This is a genomic window from Legionella sp. JM-2024, from assembly GCF_055389095.1.
The window spans coordinates 1,459,345-1,480,089 of sequence record NZ_AP039388.1 but is presented as its reverse complement, the minus strand read 5'-3'; the positions used below and the strand labels follow the sequence as shown (position 1 = coordinate 1,480,089).

Below are 20,745 nucleotides of genomic sequence, written 5' to 3'. Positions count from 1 at the left end.
CGAATTGATATTAAATCATTAAATTTTCAAAATGATATCATAGAAATTATTGGCAGCTAATACCTCAGGATAAAGCTGAACATCAAATTTTATGATAAGAAAGAAATAGTTGCCTATGCTTTAAGCCTAAATGCATGTGACAGGTATATAGACTAATTAGTTTTTACTTATTATCTGAAAAATAAAGTCAGCCCGATCTTTAATAGAGCATTTTGGCATCTCTATTAATACATAACCACAATCGAAGTATCCTTCGCTTACAGCATAATAAGTTTTCAATGCTTCCTGAAAATCCTGTTGACGTTCAACATCATTTTCATAAATTTCAGGCCAGGGTGGGAAAATAAAAACTGTTTTATTATAGCGAAAACGCAAAACGGCATCGTTAACTTCCTTATTTGTCTCCTCACAAAATACTTTGGAGTAACCATACAAATCAGGTATGCCTCGGTCGAAAAACACCATTTTTTCCTCTGATTGCATCTTATGATAATCAGCAATCGATTGCTCAAGCATCAAATCACGAAAGGCCTTTCTATTTCCAGTATGTATGGCATCACCTCCACTGGCATGTTGTTTTTGAATAATAGAGCGTGCTGCTTCAGGGACAGTGGAATAACCCCGACTATTTAACTCGTTCAATAGGGCAGTTTTGCCAGAACCTGGTCCTCCCGTAAATATAAAAAAATTAGTACATAAGCTGGAGTCTGCTATCATAACATTTCATACCTTAAAAAATTGCTCACACCTTAGGTTAAAGATCATTAATAAAAGAGAAGAAGAAAGAACACGCATTTAGGATATTTACATCAGTTCTCTTAAGTTCTTATTTAACTTATCTATTTCGCAATAATAAAAATGAGTATCCAAAGGACAGAATTCAAATTCTTTAGGCAGAGATTCTTTATTAATGAGAACAAACCCACTTTTTTCATAAAAACGTCTTGCTGCGTTTAACTGTTCGACTGTTCCTAAAAACAGCCTTCTCAATCGATGCTTTATGGCATTTTTAACTAAAATCAGCATTAATTGTTGAGCCAAACCTAATCCACGGTACTCTGCAGTAATAAAAAACTTTTTTACTTCACCCACAGTATCATTTAACTTCTTCAAACCTATACAACCGATAAGGCCTCCCTCCTTATCCACTGCATACCAAAAATTACAACTGTTATAATAGCAATACTCCTCTTCAGCCTTTAAAATTGATGCATTGATTTCAGGAGTAATGGAAAGATGAAATTCATTAACCTGAATGCTTTCAATCATACGAACAATTTGTTTACGCAAAGTTCTGGAAGTTGACAAGCGTAAAATCTTAATCTGATCACGAATTAGACGACTTTGCTCTAAGGCTTGAGAATATTTACCTATTGCAGTAATGATTTGTTCCCTGTCTTCGTTAGATAAAAAATGAAATGCTCTTTTAATCTTGGTATTAGAGTATTCATCAATATAATGTACCTTTTCCTTACCCTTATTCGTGATTCTTAAAAAGCGCTCTCGTTTATCCAGTCCTTCGTTTACTGTTATCAATTTATCCTTAATTAGAGAAGTAACTATTCGAGATAAAGTAGGTAATGAAATTAATAACGATTGACTGAGTCTGGAAATAGTAATATCTGGTTCTTTATTTATCTCAATTAAAGTGTGCCAATAAGAAGGCTGCTCTTTTGCGTCTAATTTATTTAATTGCAGCATACCTAACTCTCTCACCAATTTTCTCGAATATTGTCTAAGTAAATCAATTGGATCATAAGCCATTTTGGATCTCTCTTATTAAATACATGATATTTATTATTGCATATATTATAAATTAATATTAAAATAATTCCATATTTTATGTATTTTTATTATAAATGAAGACTATCTTGTGCTATTTAAACAATCCCTTCCTCTTTGAACATAAAGCAATCTTTCTTAAACAAGAAGTAGATGAGATGGGAAGCTATATTATTCTTGACAGAACTATCTTCTATCCCCAAGGTGGAGGCCAACCTTCTGATCAAGGGTTTATGACCACCAGTAATGAAGATATTGTATCCATCCATCATGTTAAATTGATAAATAATGAAGTTCGACATTACACTCAACACCCGGCTTCTCTTATTCAAAACCAGGAAGTTCATTGTCACATTAATAAAGAAATCCGATTAAAACATTCTCAACTTCACTCAGCTGGCCACTTGCTAAGTAATCTTGTAGAAAAAATATATCCTGAATTGAAAGCGATTAAAGGGCATCACTTCCCTGGAGAAGCTTACGTTGAATTTATATCCAGTACTTCAAGAGCTGAAATTGATTTAAATATGCTGAATAATGAATTAAACCAAACTATTGGGGCAAATCTAACTGTAGAATCTCTGTTTATTGCGGGAGAACAAATATCAAAATATTGTCCTGATTTGCCATTTTCAATACCAGAAGGAGAAAAAATCCGTTTGATTCGTATAGGAAACTACCCTTTCCAACCCTGTGGAGGAACACATTTGGATAATTTAAATAATATAAAAAGTATTATGTTAACCAAATATAAAATTAAAAAAGGGCATTTAAAAATTAGTTATGATATTAACTGAAACAACTTAATCAAGGCTTATGAAAAACACCCATGGATCGAAACAAAGGTGTTTTAATGAGAGAATTTAGACAAAACCAAATGACCGAATTAAAACGCTTTATAATGAAGAGATTGGGGCTTGTCGTAAGCCCGTTAGTAAAAAATCTGGAGTCACTATGGAACAATGGCATCAATTTACCCTACTTCTACCTTTAATTATTTTAGTTTTTATTTCATTAGTCAGTCCTGGACCAGATTTTGCTATCACAGTCAAAAACAGCTTGGTTTATTCAAGAAGAAGTGGTTTACTAACTGCTTTAGGAATATCCTTAGGCAGCCTGATTCATATCAGTTACACCCTCCTCGGGTTGGGTCTGCTCATTACAAAAAAACCTCTGTTACTTCATATCATCCAATATATAGGAGCTGGATACCTCTTTTATATCGGCTTAAAAAATCTAAGAACTAGTCCAAATACAGACAAATTGGGAAGTTATACAACGTCCATTGATTTAAAACCAATTGAAGCTTTTTTCAATGGATTTATAACGAATTTATTTAATCCTAAAGCCATGCTCTTTTTTATTAGTCTGTTTTCAGTACTTATGCCCAAAGACATTTCAAGTTCCAGCAAATTATTCCTGGCAACCCTACTCTTTCTTCAAACATTGTTATGGTTTTCCTTTGTTGCATTCAGTCTTTCTGGAAAAAATACGCGTGCAAAATTTCAAAGAATTAGTCATTGGGTTGAGCGTATTACAGGTGCTATTTTAATTGTATTGGCATTAAAGTTATTATTTAGTCAACTTGTCTAATCTTAGGATGGTGAGCATTTACAGACCCCTAAAATTTTAGAACGGATTCCGTATTCGATATAAAACATGCTTTGCTAACTTGTGATCAGGAGCTAATTTAGGATGTAGAAAATCTCCTGTAAAATCCCTGGTCATCCCAATCCGCTCCATAACTCGCCTCGAACGGAAATTATCGGGTACAGTAAAGGAAACTATTTCAGGGATATGCAAATCCTGGAAAGCGTATTCAAGCGTTGCTTTTGCTCCTTCAGTGGCATACCCCTTACCCCAAAATTCAGCAGCCAAACGCCACCCTATTTCTACACAAGGAGTGAAGTGAGCATCCCATGTTGGATGGTTCAAACCAATAAAACCAATAAACTGTTTACTCTCTTTCTCTTCAACAGCCCAAAGAGTATAGTTTTCCCTGGATAACTGCTCATTCATTCTGACAATAAAAGACTGAACCATATCCATAGACCATAATTCAGGAAAATACTCCATAACTACAGAGCTTTGGTTCATCTTGTAGAAAGGTTCAACATCTTCATCTTTCCAGGCTCTTAACAAAAGCCTGGATGTAGTCAAATACTTCATGGCAAATATATCCTTCCTTCCAAGTAAAGATGACAGCTTCCATAAATCAACACTCTATTTTCTCTCACTTCACAATAAAGATCACCCTGCCTAACGCCACCCTGCAAAGCTGTTATTCCGTTCTTTCCTAATTGCTCACACCAATAGGGTGCAATAACACAATGCGCTGACCCAGTCACAGGATCTTCAGGTACATTACATCCTGGATAAAAGCAGCGAGAATATACATCTGTTGATTGACCTGGGGCAGTTAATATTAATCCCCTATAGTCAAGATGAGCTACTTTACTCAGATCAGGCTTTGCTGTACTCACTTCCTCTGGATTTTGGTACACAAACATCAAATCAAATTGACTTTGAAACACCTTAAATGGTTTTTTTAAATTCAAATTCAGTAACTCTGACTTAAGATCAATTTCTTTATAAGGTAATGAAGGAAAATCCATTACCAAACCTTGAGTTGTATTTTTAACCAATAGCTCTCCGCTTAGACATTGAAATAAAATGTCCTTTCCTGAAAACCCCAATTGATTAAAAAGCACATAAGAACTGGCAAGAGTCGCATGACCACATAATGCTACCTCTTCATTGGGAGTAAACCATCTGATCCTGAAGCCATCACCTTCCGGAACAAAAAAAGCGGTTTCAGACAAATTATTTTCAGCTGCAATCGCCTGCATTGTGCCATCGCTCAACCATTCATCTAAAGGACAAACTGCTGCAGGATTACCCTTGAATAAATTTGAAGCAAATGCGTCCACTTGATAGATTGCTAAACGTTTCATAGACATCTCCTAAAACAATTTGCAGACAATAACATAGCTTGTTATAATATAGCAAGCTATATAAATTGGAAATCATATGCATGTTTCTACCCTACTAAAAAAAACCAATCGTTTATTAATCAAACGTGCCAATGAACTCATTAAACCCTACGCCATGAATCATGCATACACCTATATCCTTATGGAGTTATATAATGAGGATGGGTTAACACAATCAGAATTGGTACAATTGCTTGAAGTGGAACAGCCTACCGTTGTAAGAACCCTGGATCGAATGGAGCGGGATGGCTTTATTACCCGAAAGCCAAGTGCTCTGGATCGAAGAGTTGTTCATATTTTTCTTACTGAACAAGCAAAGTTATCCAAAAAAAATTTAGATAAATGTTCCAAAACACTCAACAACGAGATTTTAGCTGGTTTTTCAGCAGATGAAAAAATAAAGCTGCACGAACTCCTGATTCGGCTTTTGGATAATTTAAAAAATCCATCATATCCTTAGAGTGTTACTAATTTAGGCTTCACTAATTTTTCAAAATCGCTGAAAGAAAGTTGTACTAATTCAGAATGAGATCCAGCATTGAATAAAATATTATCCTGGCTACTAAGTTTACTTGATACGAATACAGGTAAACCATATAAATTACCGAATGGAGGCATAGCTCCCACATCGCATTCTGCGAATTTTCCTTGAAACTCAGATTCTGTGGCAAGCTCAAGACTGGTAGCACCAGTAGCTTCTTGTAGTTTTGTAAATGTAACATGGTCACTAGCCGGCAACACAACCATAGCTAAGTGACCATCCATTTTAATAATGACTGTTTTTGCTAACTGTTTTCCTGAGACATGAGCGTAAGCTGCTATTTCTTGAGCAGTATAAGCGGGAGAATGAGCCACGGATAAATATTTTATCTTGTGAGCATCAAGAAATTCTTTAAGATTTTTGACTGGCATGACAAACTCCCTTTATGTGTTAATCAATCTCTTCTCGATTATCAATACAAACGATTTTCCCCTAAAATTTTGAATCATTTACTTGAAACTGTCGACTAACAATTATTCGATAGAAAACAATAAAATTAGAAACACAGCTTTTATCTTTATCAATTGATGATATGACGCTTACCCTCAACATAAACGGTACTGGCTGCCGCTTCCCGACTATTCTGCACGGTTTCAACAAACCGAACTCTGTCACCAATTTCTAATTTATTGATGTCATAATCAACAATACTTTGCCCTGTGAAACGAATTAAACGCCCATCCAATGTTTCAATGTAACCATAATCAGCCATTGGGCAAACTTCAAGAACTCTCCCGCCTCGAATTGAATCTTCATGACGTTTAATATGGCCACGTCTCTGTTTTGCATAACTTTTAAGCTGACGTTCAAGCGCATTGAACGCATCTCGGAGGGATACATAGACGTCTTCGTGTGCGTGTTTGTCCGATGACTCATGACTCACTACCAACTCGGCATCCGGTACTGTAAGATCAATACGAACATGATACAGTTTCCCCTTGTTATGATGACGGTGAGGAGACTCAATAACTACCCTGCAGCCCATTATTTTGTCACAAAGGTTATCAAGTTTATTCGCCAGTTTTCGCGCTTTACTTTCGACAGCTTGTGATGGGTCCATATTTCGGAATGTCACCTGAATAGGAAGTAACATTTTTCACCTCCCTCAAATCTTATTGTGAACAGTTTTAGATCTTATTTATTAATCTATAGCCAAAAAAACAGACTCTTTCAATATAAAAATTATAAGAAGTTGAAATAACAATAAAAATAAACTACTAAAATCGATTCAAAAGACTGAGATTTGCTATATAAAGTATTTGATCAGTGGTAAAAGCCAGTCTGTATTATTCTGAGTTCCTATTATTTCGCAACCAAGCACTGAGAATTCGACACAGAGCTTTGAAACGAATTCATTCTGAATCGTGCTTTTCCACCCACGCCCACAGATAATCCATACCCTTACTCCTGTATCTTTCGCGGGCGAGGTGTTTTTGATGCAGCACTAGACTATAAATTATGTCAAACTCTCAGAGACAAGCTATGGTATACCGATACTTTAAGGATTTTTTAAAAGTAAAATACCAAAACAATTTTACCAAATGAAATGATCTGGCTTATTCTTCTGTGTGCGCTGACTCACTAGCTATAACCACATTTTGTGCTTTCAAACCCTTAGGTCCTCGATCAAGTACAAAGGTAACTGGATCATTCTCATGCAGCGTTTTAAAACCTACTCCTTGAATGTCTTTGTAATGCACGAAAATATCTTCGCCTTTCTGATTAACAATAAAACCAAATCCTTTTTTTTCATTAAACCATTTAACATGGCCTGTTTCTCTTTGCGACATTCGCATTTCCCCTTTGACTTACACTATACAGCAAAATTGTTATTTAAATAAATAAACGTTCATTTTAGCGCAATCCAAAGTGAAAAAATAAATCACTCGCAAGTTAGCTATTTGCGCTATAATAAACCCTTTTCCATGCAAGCATAATATCCTGCACTGTGATTAGCATATCAGTTTTTTATTGATTGTTAAGGACTTTTTTCAAAATATGTATTTGTTTTCAATTAAATTTTGTATTAGGAAATCAGAATGAATCATACCAAATCATCTTTTATAAAATTAGCTCTGGAATGCCAAGTGCTAAAATTCGGCGAGTTTACTTTAAAATCCGGTCGCATAAGCCCTTATTTTTTTAATGCTGGTTTATTTTATCATGGCATTGCCTTACATCAATTAGGTCAGTTTTATGCAAAAACTCTTTTAGAGCATGATGTTTCATTTGAACACCTATTTGGACCCGCATACAAAGGTATACCACTCGCTACTTCAGCAGCAGTGGCATTAGCAGAGCTAGGTAAAAACATCACTGTAACCTTTAATCGTAAAGAAATTAAAACCCATGGGGAGGGTGGACAACTAATTGGCTCTCCTTTAACAGGAAAGACGATAATTATAGATGATGTAATTACTGCTGGTACTGCATTCAGGGAATCACAAGCACTAATCAAAGACAATGGTGGCATTCTTCAAGGGGTAATTATTGCACTGGATAGATGCGAACGAGGATTAACTGAGAAATCAACACTTTCTGAAATCAGGGCACAAGGAATTGAAGTCTATTCTATTATCAATTTGTTTGATTTAATAGAATACTTGAAAAATACCAATCAACACGAACAAGTAAAAAAATTGGAAGACTATCAGGAACGTTACGGAGCTTGTTAACTGGTTCCCCTAAAATATATCAAATATTTCACTCTCAAATGTTGGGCTTTAGTAAAGCCCAACAATATCCTGCATTTAACCCATTATTTTCTATTTCACATCCTCTTCCCTGAGCTCCAACCAAACAGCATTGAGAACTGCAAACACGCAAGCTAAGCCTGTACCTAAAATCCAGGAGAAATACCACATAACTGACCCCCTAATATGCAGAATCCTGCTCTGCTTTAATAGAATTCTCTGTTACTTTACCTCGCAGCACTCGATAAACCCAAGCCGTATAGGCAAGCACAATGGGTAATAGTAATACTGTAGCAACCAACATAATGAACAAAGTAAGCTGGCTGGAAGAACTATCCCAAACAATCAAACTGTATTTTGGATTTGATGAGGACGGTAATATGAAAGGAAACATACTGACACCAACTGTCGCTACCAAAGTACTGACACTAAGCCCGCTCAACACGAAAGCAAACACATGTTTATTTGTAAAAATAATTGCTAAAAATGCAGATAGCACACATAAAACTGGAACTAAAAGAGTGACTTGATACTCTTTATAATTATTAAACCATGCACCTGCCTGAGCAACAACATCCTTATATGAGGGATTTGATGGGCCATCGTGCAGAACGGTTCCTTTTAAAACATACCCATCAATACCATAATAAGTCCAAAACCCTAACCCAATAAACAAAAGAATAACTAAAATCGCACTCCATCGAGCACTTGTCTTCGCTCTATGCTGTAAAACTCCTATTGTTTTAACCTGAATGAAAAATGCACCATGCATAGCTAGCATTAACACAGATAATAAGCCGCATCCTAATGCAAACGGATTGAGTAGTTCAAGAAAACTGCCTGTATAAAAGACTCTTAAACTCTCATCAAAATAAAATGGAACTCCTTGTATAACATTTCCAACTGCCACCCCAAAAATCAAAGCTGGAACAAATCCGCCAGTAAATAAAGCCCAATCCCAAAACGATCTCCAGGTTGGATTATCTAGCTTGGATCTGTATTTAAAACCTACTGGTCTTAAAATCAAAGCTAAAAGAACTACCAGCATCGCCAGGTAAAAACCTGAGAAAGATAAGGCATATAGTGTAGGCCAAGCTGCAAAAATAGCACCCCCGCCCAATATAAACCATACTTGATTTCCCTCCCATGTTGGGCCAATGCTGTTAATTAAAATCCGTCTTTCAATATCTGTTCTGCCTAACCATGGAAGCCACATTGCCACTCCAAGGTCAAATCCATCCATGACAGCAAAACCAATTAACAGAATACCAATTAACAACCACCAAATTATTCTAAGTGTTTCATAATCCAAAGGCATTTGATTCTCCTTTCATCACTTATAAGTCATGCCATCTGGGCCAAGACGTATATATTTGACCATTAAATAAAGCTCGACTACTGCTAGAACAGTATAAAATAAGACAAAACCAGCAATGGAAGTCATTACTTGACCTGATGTTAAAGAAGAAGCCCCCATAAAAGTCGGTAGAATGCCTTCAACCACCCAAGGTTGACGACCGTATTCTGCTACTATCCACCCTAGCTCGGCAGCTACCCACGGTAATGGTAATGAATAAAACGCAATCCTGTGATACCAACGTGTTTTTTCTAATCGATGTCTTACAGATAAATAAAATCCAGTTGCAAAAAGGAGAATAAAATATAACCCACAGGCCACCATGATTCTAAATGAAAAAAACATGGGCATTACTTTAGGTTTTAGATCCTGGGCTGCTTGATTAATTTGTGCTTCAGTTGCATCAGTGACATTTTCTGTATACCTCTTAAGCAATAAAGCATAACCAAGATTTTCACCATGTTCTTTAAACACCGCTTTTGCTTGTTCATTCTTTGGATCTTTTTGTAAAACCTTCAATGCGTCATAAGCGATCATTCCATCCTTGATTTTTAATTTTCCTTGCTCAATTAATTCATAAATTCCCTCTAATGGTGTGTTAAATGAGCGAGTGGCAATAATGCCCAATACATAAGGGATGTCTATAGCATATTTTGTTGTAAGATTTTTCTCATCTGGTATACCAAAAACTGTCATATCAGCAGGTGCTTTTTCTGTATGCCACATGGCTTCCATCGCCGCCAGCTTCATTTTTTGGTTTTCATTAGCGACATAACCACTCTCGTCTCCCAACACTACAACAGACAAAGCGGAAGCCAGACCAAAAGATACAGCAACAGTCATCGAACGCTTGGCAAAAGCCATGTTGCGTCCACGTAAAAGGAAATAAGCACTTATGGATAAGACAAACATGGCACCTGTTACGTATCCCGCACTGATCGTATGTACGAACTTGGCCTGGGCAACAGGATTAAACAGCATTTCATAAAAACTGCTTACTTCCATTCTCATTGTTTGATAATCAAAATAAGCCCCTACCGGATGTTGCATCCATCCATTGGCAATTAAAATCCACAAAGCAGAAAGATTGGTTCCCAGGGCCAATAGCCAGGTGCACGTCATATGCTTCAACCTGGACAACTTATTCCAGCCAAAGAAAAATAGACCCACAAAAGTAGCCTCCAGAAAAAAGGCCATTAAACCCTCAATCGCCAGCGGGGCGCCAAATACATCTCCAACATAGTGCGAATAATAAGCCCAGTTCGTACCAAACTGGAACTCCATGGTAAGACCAGTAGCAACACCCAATACAAAATTTATTCCAAACAAAATTCCCCAATATTTCACCATCTGCCGCCATATATCACGGCCAGTCATCACATAAACTGTTTCCATAATAGCTAACATCACCGATAACCCAAGCGTCAAAGGTACAAATAAAAAGTGATATAGCGCAGTTAGTGCAAATTGTAATCTTGATAAATCAACAACTTCAGCAGCTGGAATCATAAAACTACCTCTTGTTATTTTGGGTAAGTACAGTTGGTTCTTCTTTTCCTAACAACCACTCTTTATTACTAGAAAGTACAGGGTGCATGCCTCGAACACAGAAATACCATAATAAGACAAGCAGTATCATTTTAACTGTAAGAGTAAAAACTATATCTCTAGTAAATGGTTTCATAACATTTCCTCAAGACTTAGGGCATTTAGTGTCTGTTGACAATTGCTCTATAACCTCTACGTACCGCTGCTTGTCCAAGGTACGTAGAGGTTATAGAGTATATTATAAATTGAATTGTCAACAGATCCTCTATTATCTCTATAGTAAAAATATTCGCTTTATTCCGAGATCTTCCGTAAATCCGGTTTCCGTGTATTGAGAGGAATATACTTTATACGATCCAGAATTTTTTTTCACTAACTTATTGACAATGATAAAGATAATCATTAAGATTTATATCATGTTATATCGTGATAATACATTAATATGAAAATACATGGTTCTTTCAAAAATTCTGCTCTGCCTGATTTGATGCGTGCCATAAGTTTGATTAAAGATGAACAAGAGGCCATACAGTTTTTTACGGATCTCTGTACTCCCGCCGAACTGGAATCGATGTCTGATAGATGGCAAGTTGTTCCACTACTACGTGAAGGTATTCCTTACAGAACCATACATGAAGAAACAGGGGTAAGCGTGACAACTATCACTCGAGTTGCGCGATGTTTGAGCTTTGGAACAGGAGGTTATCGTTTAATTGCCGAAAGATTGGAGAAGTTGTGAAAAATCGTTTACGTTTAGCATTACAAAAAAAAGGCCGTTTGTCCGATGAATCCTTAAATCTCCTGCAACGTTGTGGTTTAAAATTTCGTATTAAGCCTAACGCCCTACTCACTCATGTGGATAATTTTCCAATTGATTTATTATTTGTTCGAGATGATGATATCCCTACTCTCGTATTCGATAGTTTGTGTGACGGAGGGATAGTAGGTGAAAATGTATTATTAGAAGCTTCCCTTAACAGACCTAATAAAGACTTTAAAAAAATATTGTCATTGGGTAGTTGTACTTGTCGTTTATCCATAGCGGTACCAGAATCATTTGATTATCAGGGACCAGGAAGTTTAGATGGGAAACGCATTGCAACCAGCTATCCAAATTTACTCAATAATTATCTGGATGAACGCAAAATTTGTGCAGAAATTTTAATATTGTCAGGCTCCGTCGAAGTAGCCCCACGGATGGGAATGGCTGACGTAATCTGTGATTTGGTATCCACTGGTCAAACGCTCGAAGATAATAAACTAAATGAAGTAGATACAGTATTAAACAGTCAAGCTGTCTTTATTCAAACCCAAAAAAAATTGGTTCCCGAAGTACAAGAATTGTTTGCGATGCTTGCACGAAGAATTCAAGCTGTCCAGCATGCTCAAGAAAGAAAATACATAGTGTTTCATGCTCCCAAATCAGCCCTTGAACGGATTGCCCAAAAGTTACCTGGGGCTGAGTCGCCAACCATTCTTCCATTGCCAGGGAACCAGGAAAAAATTGCGGTGCATGTTGTCTCCAGTGAAGGAGTATTTTGGAATACTTTAGAAACCATCCAAAATTTAGGTGCCAGTTCCATTCTGGTCTTACCTATTGAAAAAATGCTGGAGTAATCGATATGTTAACTATTAAAAATTGGCGATCATTATCTGAAAACGAGAAAAAACAATGCCTTCTGCGGCCACAACAAAACTCTGCAATAAAAGAGAAAGTACTTGAAATTATAAACCAGGTTCAATTATCCGGGGATAAGGCACTCTATGATTTAACAAAACAATTTGATAATGCAAATTTGGAGAGTTTACAAGTTCCACAAGAAAAAATCAGGCAGGCAAGTATACCGCAAAGTTCACTAACTGCTATAAAAAGAGCCATCAAAACTATTACTTCATATCACCAATCTTTAATACCTGAAAATAGTCAGATTTCTACTGAAGCAGGAATTACAATTAACAACACCTATAGAGCAATTCAAAAAGTAGGTTTGTATGTGCCTGGAGGAAATAAAACACCTTTACTTTCTTCACTCCTCATGCAAGCAATACCTGCAAACGTGGCTGGATGCTCAACAAAAATTCTTTGTACTCCACCTGATGCAGAGGGAAAAGTTAATGAACATATCTTGGTAGCAGCACGATTATGTGGTATCGACACCATTTATACTCTGGGCGGTGTTCAAGCGATTGCTGCTATGGCTTATGGCACTGAAAGTATAATCAAAGTCGATAAAATATTCGGACCAGGTAATAGCTATGTGACTCAAGCAAAAACTTTAGTTGCAATGGATCCTAATGGGGCAGCCATTGATATGCCAGCTGGCCCCTCTGAAGTCATGATTCTTTCTGATAAACAAGCCAATCCAGGATTTATTGCGGCGGATTTGTTAGCTCAAGCGGAACACGGACCAGATTCCCAAGTTCTTTTAATCTGTGATGACTTCGAACTAGCCAGTCAGGTCAACCAACAACTGGAAATCCAGATAAGTAATTTATCAAGAATAAAGTTCATCAAACAATCACTAGCCAATAGTATGATTATTATTTGTCCGAACTCATCGGAGCAACTTGCAATTATTAACACCTACGCTCCTGAACACCTGATTATTAACAGAAAAGACGCCGGACTATGGGTAGACAAAATAATGGCTGCCGGAACAGTATTTATTGGCCCTTGGGCTGCGGAAACCATGGGTGACTATGTCACCGGAAGTAATCATGTGTTGCCTACTTGTGGTCTTGCCAAAAATCATAGTGGACTATGCACCCTTGATTTTATGACGCGATTTACCATACAAACGATAAATCAGGAGGGCATCCGAAATTTAGGCCCAACAGCAATAGCCTTGGCAGAAATTGAGGGTTTGGATGCTCATGCCAATGCCGTGCAAATACGACTCAATGCTCTGGAGGTTTAAATGTCAATACTTAATCTAATTCGCTCTGATTTATTAAATAGCCAAAATTATATCCCCGGTGGGGATAATGCCAAATACCGATCACATGCCAATGAATTGCCTTGGGCGCCAGTTACTATGGCTAATCTCGATTTGAATTATTATCCAGATATACGTTTACAAAGGCATCTGCAAGAACAATTAGCAAAGCATTATCAAATTGCCCCAGACCAAATAGTACTCACCAGAGGAAGTGATGATGGCATTGAACTGATAACTAAACTGTTTTTAACTGCCAGGAAAGACGCTTTCATGCAATTTCCTCCTACTTTTCCGATGTATGCATTTTATGTTCGCTTGCAACAAGGTGAAATGATCCAATGTGTCCTGGATCCATTGAATAACTTTAGTCTCAGCTTGGATAAAATCCAAAACAATTGGAAGTCTAACTGTAAAATCATCATGTTTTGTAGTCCCAATAACCCGACTGCTAATTTGGTGGATTTAAATCTTATTGCAATGGCATGTGAAGAATATTCCAATAAGTCGATCATCGTTGTAGATGAAGCTTATATAGAGTTCGCAAACGCTCCAAGCGCTACGACCCTGGTTCCACAATTTGAAAATCTGATTGTCTTAAGAACCATGTCAAAAGCCCATGGACTTGCTGGATTACGATTAGGTTGTCTTATCGCTCAGGCTCATATTATTCAAGCCTTTCATAAAATTATTGCCCCTTATACTATTCCCAGTCCTACCATAGAGCTCGCTAGAAATGCCTTAAATGATTGTGATTGGTTTACAACAGTTATTGAACACATCAAGTCTTCACGCACTTGGGTTATCCAGAAATTAAGTGAGAATCCAATTATTGAAAAAATTTACCCAACGGAAACCAATTTCATTCTCATTCAAACACGATTTGCAAAACAATTAACGAATTGGCTTGCAAGTCATGGCATAGCTGTAAGAGATTTTCCTCCTTCCTCTTTATTGCATGATCATCTTCGAATTACTGTGGGTAATGATGAGCAAAATCAATTATTGATTACTGCTTTATCCTCTTTTAAGCCGATGAATCAGGATTAAATTATGAAAAAGATTTTATTTATTGACCGCGATGGCACTTTAGTTGAGGAACCTTTTGATTTTCAAGTGGATTCCCTGGATAAAATTAAACTAACATCCGGCGTAATCCCAGCACTTTTACAATTACAAAAAGCTGGCTTTACGCTCATCATGGTATCTAATCAAAATGGTATAGGTACTGCTGCTTTTCCAGAAGAAGATTTTGCTGTTTGCCATGAATTCATTCTTGATCTGTTTTCCTCTCAAGGCATTGTCTTCGATGAAATTTTTATATGCCCTCATACCCCAGAGGATAATTGTATCTGTAGAAAACCTAAAACTGGATTACTCGATCAATACATAAGAAAAACTGTATTTTCCAAGAATTCTTCCTGGGTCATTGGAGACAGAGATACCGATAGAGAATTGGCTGATAACTTGGGTATTCAATTCTTGCCCATTTCAAAAACAAACACTTGGCAAATGGTGGCTTCGATCATTATGAATAATTCTCGCAAAGCCTCTGTCCACAGAAAAACAAAAGAAACTGAGATTAATTTGTCAATACAGCTTGATACTGATCAATCCAGTGTCATTGAAACACCTATCCCCTTTTTCAATCACATGTTAGAGCAAGTAGCAAAACATGGAGGATTTGATTTGCAATTACGAGCTTCCGGAGATTTGGAAGTAGATGAGCATCATTTAATTGAGGATACAGCCATTGCATTGGGAGAAGTAATTAAAGCAGCACTGGGAGACAAATGGGGCATTAACCGTTATGGCTATACTCTTCCAATGGATGAGTCTCTTGCTACCATAGCAATAGATATCAGTGGCAGAAGCTTTTGTGATTTCAAAGGTCAGTTTAGCCGTGAATTTGTTGGTGGAATGGCAACAGAAATGGTCCCACATTTTTTCCAGTCTTTCTCCAGTGCTTTAGGAGCAACTATTCACATCAATGTAACAGGTACTAATCATCACCACATGATTGAAGCTTGCTTCAAAGTATTAGGCAGAGCCTTACGCCAAGCGTGCTCAAGAACCAATGATTACTTACCTTCGACCAAGGGGATACTATGATTGCTGTCATTGATGTAAGTGGCAATAACTTAACCTCTTTAGCGAATGCCTTAATCAGATTGGGTTGCCACTTTGCCCTGACCCATGATGCAGAGGAAATACAGAAAGCCAGTCATGTCATTTTACCTGGTGTTGGCACAGCACGCGTTGGTATGAATGCCTTGCAGCAAAGTGGACTAATTGATGTTTTAAGATCATTAACTCAACCGCTTCTCGGGATATGCCTCGGAATGCAATTATTACTTGAATTTAGTGAAGAAGACAATGTGCCTTGTCTTGGTTTGATTCCTGGAGTTGCTGAGTTATTAAAAACTGAAAAAAATCACCCCGTTCCTCACATGGGATGGAACAAACTTCATTGGCAAAATTCATCATCCTTGCAACAGGGATTAAGTAATAATGAGCATGTTTATTTTGTTCATAGTTATGCATTAAAAACAGATGATTACGCTTTAGCTCGATGTTGCTACGGTGAACAATTCACTGCAGTAGCTAAAAAAGATAATTTTTATGGCATGCAATTTCATCCAGAAAAATCAGCAGATGTTGGCATGGTGTTACTAAATAATTTTTTATCCTTGGAGTCTACATGTTAGTTATTCCAGCTATTGATTTGCAATCCGGACGTTGTGTTCGCTTAAAACAAGGACAATTTGATCAAGTAACTCAATATAGTACTTTGCCTACAGAAAGAGCATCATATTTTGCCAAATTGGGTGCAAAACGACTTCACGTAGTAGACTTGGATGGTGCCCGTAGTGGAAGAATGCAGCAATTGAACCTGATTTGTTCTATGCAAAATACCGGGATATCGATTCAGGCAGGCGGAGGAATAAGGAGTTTGGAACAAGCCATCGAATGCGTCGATGCAGGAATTTCACGATTAGTAATCGGCAGCATCGCGATCACGAACCCTGATTTAACGAGACAAATAATTGAAAAAATTAAACCGGAAAATATTGTTCTTGCTTTGGATGTTCGTGTTAATACAAACATCCCGATTCTTGCCATTAATGGCTGGCAAGATAACAGTACAAGCAATCTTTGGGAAGTCGTATCCTATTACGAAAATTTTGGAATTAAACACATACTTTGCACCGATATTGCATGCGATGGAATGATGAATGGACCTAATTTTGACTTGTACCGACAAGCGGTTGAACAGTTTCCTCATGTTGCATGGCAGGCCTCAGGGGGGATTCGTCACTTGCAAGATATTGCAACTCTGGATTCATTAGGAGTATCCGCAGTAATCCTGGGGTTAATTCTTTATCAGGAAAATATTAATTTAGAGGAATTATTATGTTAACTAAACGCATTATTCCTTGTCTTGATGTTCGTGATAGTCAAGTAGTCAAAGGGGTGAAATTTCGCAACCATAGAATAATTGGAGACATCCTGCCTTTGGCTGCTCACTACTCAGCATCAGGAGCTGACGAATTAGTATTTTATGATATTACAGCGAGTAGCGATGACCGATCTGTTTGTCCTGATTGGGTCAATAAAGTGGCAGCAACCATTAATATCCCTTTTACAGTAGCAGGAGGAATTCGAACGTTACATCAAGCAAAATCAATATTGAATGCCGGAGCAGATAAAATTTCAATCAATAGCCCAGCATTAGAAAACCCGTCTTTAATTGATGAATTGAGCAAGCAATTTGGAAAACAATGTGTAGTCATTGGGATTGATAGCCAGTGGATAGTTGATGATTATTATGTCTATCAATACACAGGAAATGAAAGTAAAAGTATCAATTCAAAGCGCAAAACTCGTGAATGGATCAGTGAAATTCAAGAGCGTGGTGCAGGCGAAATAGTTCTTAATTGCATGCAATCTGATGGTGTAAGAACAGGATATGATATTTTACAACTATCAGAAATGAGAAAACTCTGCCAGGTTCCCTTAATCGCGTCAGGCGGTGCTGGAAAAGTGGATGATTTTATTGAAGTATTTAGGAAATCTCTGGTGAGCGGAGCTTTGGCAGCAAGTGTTTTTCATGACAAAATACTGACAATTAGCGACGTAAAACTAGCACTAAAAAAAGAAAACATTGAGGTAAGACTATGAATGACTTGGATATTAACTCTCTTGACTGGCAAAAGATGAATGGACTATTGCCGGCAATAATTCAAAACGCAGAAAACGGTAAGGTATTAATGCTAGGATATATGAATCAGGAAGCATTAATTGCCACATTAACTACCGGACAACTGACCTTATACAGTAGGAGTCGAAAAAGATTATGGCGTAAGGGAGAATCTTCCGGTAATAGCATGGCCCTCCAAAATATTAGTACCGATTGTGATAATGACAGTCTTTTGATTCAGGTCATTCCTAAAGGACCTGCTTGTCATCTTGGACACTCCACCTGTTATCAGCCCCATCACAATTATACTCTTGGTTTTCTCGATGGTTTAATTGAATTAATTAACGAACGTGCTGAGGAGAAAAATCAGAATAGTTATACAGTCAAACTATTGGATTCTGGAGTGGATAGATGCGCTCAAAAACTAGGGGAAGAAGCAGTCGAAACAGTGATCGCTGCTGTTAATAACAATAAAGAAGAATTTATCAGTGAAACAGCTGATTTAATTTATCATTTATTAGTGCTTTTAAAAGCTTGTGAATTAAGTTTCTATGATGTTTTACTGTGTTTGCAAGCAAGAGACAGAAGTGTCCATACTTAAACTCTAAGTGCTCTGTCTGTCCCATAGAAGATCTCTACAGCCCCAGGGCCTTATGTAACTATCAATCCTGGTTAATAATTATTTTTTTAAGCTATTATTAAAATATTAATAAAAATAATAAAGCAGGAACTTATCATGAGGATATTGATAGTTGGAGCAGGGATTGCTGGATTAACTTTGGCTGCATTTCTTAAGCAGCGTGGATTAAACCCCGTCGTTATTGAAAAGTGTGAGTCGTTCGGATCTGTGGGATATATGCTTGGATTATGGCCAACTAGTGCCAATATTTTACGAGCGATTAATTGTTACAACCAGTATATTGATTCTTCCAACCCTGCCAATCTGTACGAAGCTTACACTGAGAATAATCAACTGCTCAAAAAATTTTCTCTAGATCCTATAATTGAACGTTATGGGCCTTATCAAGTGATCACTCGATATGAATTATTATCCGTTATCCATCAGGCTTGTGGTGAACTGGATCTTCGTTTCAATACACAAGTCGTGTCATTATCACAAACTGATCATGAAGTGGAGGTTCTGTTTGACAATAAAACACAAGAAAATTTTGATCTGGTAGTAGGCTCCGATGGACTTCATTCTCAAATCAGAACTCTCATTTTAACAGATAAAGAATACCAGTATTTTCATACCGGTTGGGGAGGTTGGGTTTGGTGGTCTCACGACAGTATGCTGGAAACCAATAAGCTTAGAGAATTCTTTGGGATCGGCACTTTCTGGGGTGAATACCCAGTGAAAGGAAAAACAGGTGTCATTGCAGCCGTTGATTCACCTACGGCAGAAAATGCATTACAAGGAAAAAGTCGAAAAGAATTTATTGAAAGAAAATTTGCTAAACTATTGCAACATAGGCCTGATTCTCTCAATGCACTTCCCCCGGATAACGACCCTGTGTTCTTTTGGTCATTGTGCGATCAACGTACAACTACCTGGCATAAAGGAAGAGTTGTATTACTTGGTGATGCCGCTACAGCTTTTTTACCAACAGCAGGTGTAGGTGCCTCTATGGCCTTAGAGTCCGCGGCTGTTTTAAACGATGTGCTATCAAGAACAGGTGTGGAATTTATTCCTCAAGCGTTGAGTAAATTTGAAAATCGCCGTAAAAAAACGATTGAAAATGCCCAAAATGACTCCCGAGGTTTAGCTAAAATAATGTTCGTTAGTTCCCCTTGGCGTGCAAGGCTTAGAAATTACATTTATAAAATGATGCCTGTTAAATCACTAATTAAAAGCATAGTGAAAGGATTTGATAATCCAATTTAATACAATAAGCTGGCCTCTCATAAAAAGTAAATTAGGGCGTTTAAAAAAAGTAACCTCTGTATTGAAGAATAGATTAACTGTTCTTGATATATGCTTCGATATAAGCAGGTAATTTAACTTCCGACCCCACCTCCCCTTCTTTTGTTGTATAGTAAGAAGGCAATTCATTCACCATACCCTGCTGACAATACAGCTTGTTACTAGGGAAATATTCAAAGAGTAACTGTACTTTTCCAGCAACATCATTGCCTGCGATGGCCGAAATAAATTCAAATGCCATATCAATACCACTCGAGATCCCACCTGTAGTCCAGATTTTACCGGACTTAACAATACGTTTTTCAACCAATTGAACATCATCAAAGGATTTTAATTCGGGAATAGCACGCCAATACGTTGTTGCTTTATGGTTAGTCAATAAACCTGCTGCATGCAATAAAAAAGATCCTGTACAAACAGAAAGCAGATATTCACTATTTTTGGCCTGTTTTTTCAAAAAAAGAAGTAAGTTTGAATTATATATTTGTTCTCTTCTGCCAACCCCTCCTGGGATCAATAAATAGTCAAATTGAGGGGAATCATCGAATCCACAATGTGGCTTCAAACTGATTTGATTGGCGCAACAAACCTCATCTCGTGTCTCTGCTACTAAAAACATATCAATAGGAGCATTCAGAATAGTTTTCCAAGTTGCAAAAACCTCCCATGGTCCAATGACATCCATAGGTTGGGCATTTTTATAAATTAGGATCCCCAATTTTTTATTCGCTGCTACTTCCTTTGCCGGTATTTTTTTCATTTGATCCCGC

At 37.2% G+C, this 20,745-nt stretch carries 25 protein-coding genes and 1 pseudogene; 14 read left to right on the top strand and 12 right to left on the bottom strand.

Features of this window, described 5'->3' with window-relative positions; translation table 11 throughout:
- Positions 1-156: 156 nt before the first annotated feature.
- Both ACZ5EK_RS06525 and ACZ5EK_RS06520 read right to left on the bottom strand, forming a co-directional pair.
- On the bottom strand, positions 157-717 hold the full coding sequence (locus ACZ5EK_RS06525; RefSeq protein WP_464432037.1) for an AAA family ATPase: 561 nt from the start codon (positions 715-717) through the stop codon (positions 157-159).
- Positions 718-804: 87 nt separating this feature from the next.
- Complete coding sequence (locus ACZ5EK_RS06520; protein ID WP_464432035.1) at positions 805-1,764, bottom strand: bifunctional helix-turn-helix transcriptional regulator/GNAT family N-acetyltransferase; 960 nt, start codon at positions 1,762-1,764, stop codon at positions 805-807.
- A 107-nt stretch (positions 1,765-1,871) separates the two neighbouring features.
- Here ACZ5EK_RS06520 and ACZ5EK_RS06515 point away from each other — a divergent pair, with 107 nt between their 5' ends.
- Complete coding sequence (locus ACZ5EK_RS06515) at positions 1,872-2,579, top strand: alanine--tRNA ligase-related protein (protein ID WP_464432033.1); 708 nt, start codon at positions 1,872-1,874, stop codon at positions 2,577-2,579.
- Positions 2,580-2,736: 157 nt separating this feature from the next.
- Entirely contained in the window at positions 2,737-3,375 is a 639-nt protein-coding gene (locus ACZ5EK_RS06510; RefSeq protein WP_464432031.1) for a LysE family translocator, read from the top strand.
- Positions 3,376-3,411: 36 nt separating this feature from the next.
- On the opposite strand, the gene ACZ5EK_RS06505 is transcribed toward ACZ5EK_RS06510, so the two are convergent.
- On the bottom strand, positions 3,412-3,951 hold the full coding sequence (locus tag ACZ5EK_RS06505; protein WP_464432030.1) for a GNAT family N-acetyltransferase: 540 nt from the start codon (positions 3,949-3,951) through the stop codon (positions 3,412-3,414).
- Positions 3,948-4,736 carry a PhzF family phenazine biosynthesis protein gene (locus ACZ5EK_RS06500; RefSeq protein ID WP_464432029.1) on the bottom strand — a complete coding sequence of 263 codons (789 nt, stop codon included), beginning with the start codon at positions 4,734-4,736 and terminating at the stop codon, positions 3,948-3,950. The genes ACZ5EK_RS06505 and ACZ5EK_RS06500 overlap by 4 nt, the downstream gene beginning before the upstream one ends.
- A gap of 76 nt (positions 4,737-4,812) precedes the next feature.
- Between ACZ5EK_RS06500 and ACZ5EK_RS06495 the strand changes: the two genes are divergently transcribed.
- Positions 4,813-5,235 carry a MarR family winged helix-turn-helix transcriptional regulator gene (locus ACZ5EK_RS06495; RefSeq protein WP_464432027.1) on the top strand — a complete coding sequence of 141 codons (423 nt, stop codon included), beginning with the start codon at positions 4,813-4,815 and terminating at the stop codon, positions 5,233-5,235.
- Here ACZ5EK_RS06495 and ACZ5EK_RS06490 read toward each other — a convergent pair.
- The 3 genes from ACZ5EK_RS06490 to ACZ5EK_RS06480 all read right to left on the bottom strand — a co-directional run bounded on the left by ACZ5EK_RS06490 (position 5,232) and on the right by ACZ5EK_RS06480 (position 7,106).
- Positions 5,232-5,687, bottom strand: a complete 456-nt coding sequence (locus ACZ5EK_RS06490; protein WP_464432025.1) for an aminoacyl-tRNA deacylase — start codon at positions 5,685-5,687, stop codon at positions 5,232-5,234. The two genes, ACZ5EK_RS06495 and ACZ5EK_RS06490, sit on opposite strands and share 4 nt — an antisense overlap.
- A 149-nt stretch (positions 5,688-5,836) precedes the next feature.
- Complete coding sequence (locus ACZ5EK_RS06485; RefSeq protein ID WP_464432023.1) at positions 5,837-6,409, bottom strand: HPF/RaiA family ribosome-associated protein; 573 nt, start codon at positions 6,407-6,409, stop codon at positions 5,837-5,839.
- Positions 6,410-6,872: 463 nt separating this feature from the next.
- Complete coding sequence (locus tag ACZ5EK_RS06480; RefSeq protein WP_464427200.1) at positions 6,873-7,106, bottom strand: cold-shock protein; 234 nt, start codon at positions 7,104-7,106, stop codon at positions 6,873-6,875.
- A gap of 249 nt (positions 7,107-7,355) precedes the next feature.
- Here ACZ5EK_RS06480 and pyrE point away from each other — a divergent pair, with 249 nt between their 5' ends.
- Entirely contained in the window at positions 7,356-7,991 is a 636-nt protein-coding gene (gene pyrE / locus ACZ5EK_RS06475) for an orotate phosphoribosyltransferase (RefSeq protein ID WP_464432021.1), read from the top strand.
- Between the two features lie 90 nt (positions 7,992-8,081).
- Here the strand turns inward: pyrE and cydX are convergent, their stop codons facing one another.
- From cydX to ACZ5EK_RS06455, 4 genes are read right to left on the bottom strand one after another with little or no spacing between them, the layout of a single operon-like run.
- A complete protein-coding gene (gene cydX, locus ACZ5EK_RS06470; RefSeq protein WP_041173748.1) occupies positions 8,082-8,180 on the bottom strand; it encodes a cytochrome bd-I oxidase subunit CydX in 99 nt (32 codons plus the stop codon).
- 10 nt (positions 8,181-8,190) lie between these two features.
- The gene (cydB, locus tag ACZ5EK_RS06465) at positions 8,191-9,327 is read right to left on the bottom strand and encodes a cytochrome d ubiquinol oxidase subunit II (protein WP_464432020.1); all 1,137 of its coding nucleotides are present in this window, start codon (positions 9,325-9,327) and stop codon (positions 8,191-8,193) included.
- Between the two features lie 15 nt (positions 9,328-9,342).
- Positions 9,343-10,875: a cytochrome ubiquinol oxidase subunit I gene (locus ACZ5EK_RS06460; protein ID WP_464432018.1), complete on the bottom strand. Its 1,533-nt coding sequence runs from the start codon at positions 10,873-10,875 to the stop codon at positions 9,343-9,345.
- Positions 10,876-10,879: 4 nt separating this feature from the next.
- Complete coding sequence (locus ACZ5EK_RS06455; protein ID WP_464432017.1) at positions 10,880-11,050, bottom strand: cytochrome oxidase putative small subunit CydP; 171 nt, start codon at positions 11,048-11,050, stop codon at positions 10,880-10,882.
- A 306-nt stretch (positions 11,051-11,356) separates the two neighbouring features.
- Here ACZ5EK_RS06455 and ACZ5EK_RS06450 point away from each other — a divergent pair, with 306 nt between their 5' ends.
- The 10 genes and pseudogenes from ACZ5EK_RS06450 (at position 11,357) to ACZ5EK_RS06405 (ending at position 19,936) form a co-directional block, all read left to right on the top strand.
- Positions 11,357-11,653 (top strand): YerC/YecD family TrpR-related protein, encoded by a 297-nt coding sequence (locus tag ACZ5EK_RS06450; RefSeq protein WP_464432015.1) that lies wholly within the window; start codon positions 11,357-11,359, stop codon positions 11,651-11,653.
- Positions 11,650-12,531 carry an ATP phosphoribosyltransferase gene (gene hisG / locus ACZ5EK_RS06445; RefSeq protein WP_464432013.1) on the top strand — a complete coding sequence of 294 codons (882 nt, stop codon included), beginning with the start codon at positions 11,650-11,652 and terminating at the stop codon, positions 12,529-12,531. Before ACZ5EK_RS06450 ends, hisG begins: the two co-directional genes overlap by 4 nt.
- Before the next feature lie 5 nt (positions 12,532-12,536).
- On the top strand, positions 12,537-13,832 hold the full coding sequence (hisD, locus tag ACZ5EK_RS06440; protein ID WP_464432011.1) for a histidinol dehydrogenase: 1,296 nt from the start codon (positions 12,537-12,539) through the stop codon (positions 13,830-13,832).
- Positions 13,833-14,926, top strand: a pseudogene (gene hisC / locus ACZ5EK_RS06435) (histidinol-phosphate transaminase).
- On the top strand, positions 14,904-15,962 hold the full coding sequence (hisB, locus tag ACZ5EK_RS06430; protein ID WP_464432009.1) for a bifunctional histidinol-phosphatase/imidazoleglycerol-phosphate dehydratase HisB: 1,059 nt from the start codon (positions 14,904-14,906) through the stop codon (positions 15,960-15,962). The pseudogene hisC and the gene hisB overlap by 23 nt, the downstream one beginning before the upstream one ends.
- Positions 15,959-16,558: an imidazole glycerol phosphate synthase subunit HisH gene (hisH, locus tag ACZ5EK_RS06425; protein ID WP_464432007.1), complete on the top strand. Its 600-nt coding sequence runs from the start codon at positions 15,959-15,961 to the stop codon at positions 16,556-16,558. Before hisB ends, hisH begins: the two co-directional genes overlap by 4 nt.
- Positions 16,552-17,271 (top strand): 1-(5-phosphoribosyl)-5-[(5-phosphoribosylamino)methylideneamino]imidazole-4-carboxamide isomerase, encoded by a 720-nt coding sequence (hisA, locus tag ACZ5EK_RS06420; protein WP_464432006.1) that lies wholly within the window; start codon positions 16,552-16,554, stop codon positions 17,269-17,271. Before hisH ends, hisA begins: the two co-directional genes overlap by 7 nt.
- Positions 17,265-18,032, top strand: a complete 768-nt coding sequence (gene hisF, locus ACZ5EK_RS06415; RefSeq protein ID WP_464427186.1) for an imidazole glycerol phosphate synthase subunit HisF — start codon at positions 17,265-17,267, stop codon at positions 18,030-18,032. Before hisA ends, hisF begins: the two co-directional genes overlap by 7 nt.
- Positions 18,029-18,652: a bifunctional phosphoribosyl-AMP cyclohydrolase/phosphoribosyl-ATP diphosphatase HisIE gene (hisIE, locus tag ACZ5EK_RS06410; RefSeq protein WP_464432005.1), complete on the top strand. Its 624-nt coding sequence runs from the start codon at positions 18,029-18,031 to the stop codon at positions 18,650-18,652. Before hisF ends, hisIE begins: the two co-directional genes overlap by 4 nt.
- 135 nt (positions 18,653-18,787) lie before the next feature.
- Entirely contained in the window at positions 18,788-19,936 is a 1,149-nt protein-coding gene (locus tag ACZ5EK_RS06405) for an FAD-dependent oxidoreductase (RefSeq protein ID WP_464432003.1), read from the top strand.
- A gap of 73 nt (positions 19,937-20,009) precedes the next feature.
- Here ACZ5EK_RS06405 and ACZ5EK_RS06400 read toward each other — a convergent pair whose 3' ends face one another.
- A complete protein-coding gene (locus tag ACZ5EK_RS06400) occupies positions 20,010-20,735 on the bottom strand; it encodes a DJ-1/PfpI family protein (RefSeq protein WP_464432001.1) in 726 nt (241 codons plus the stop codon).
- Positions 20,736-20,745 lie beyond the last annotated feature (10 nt).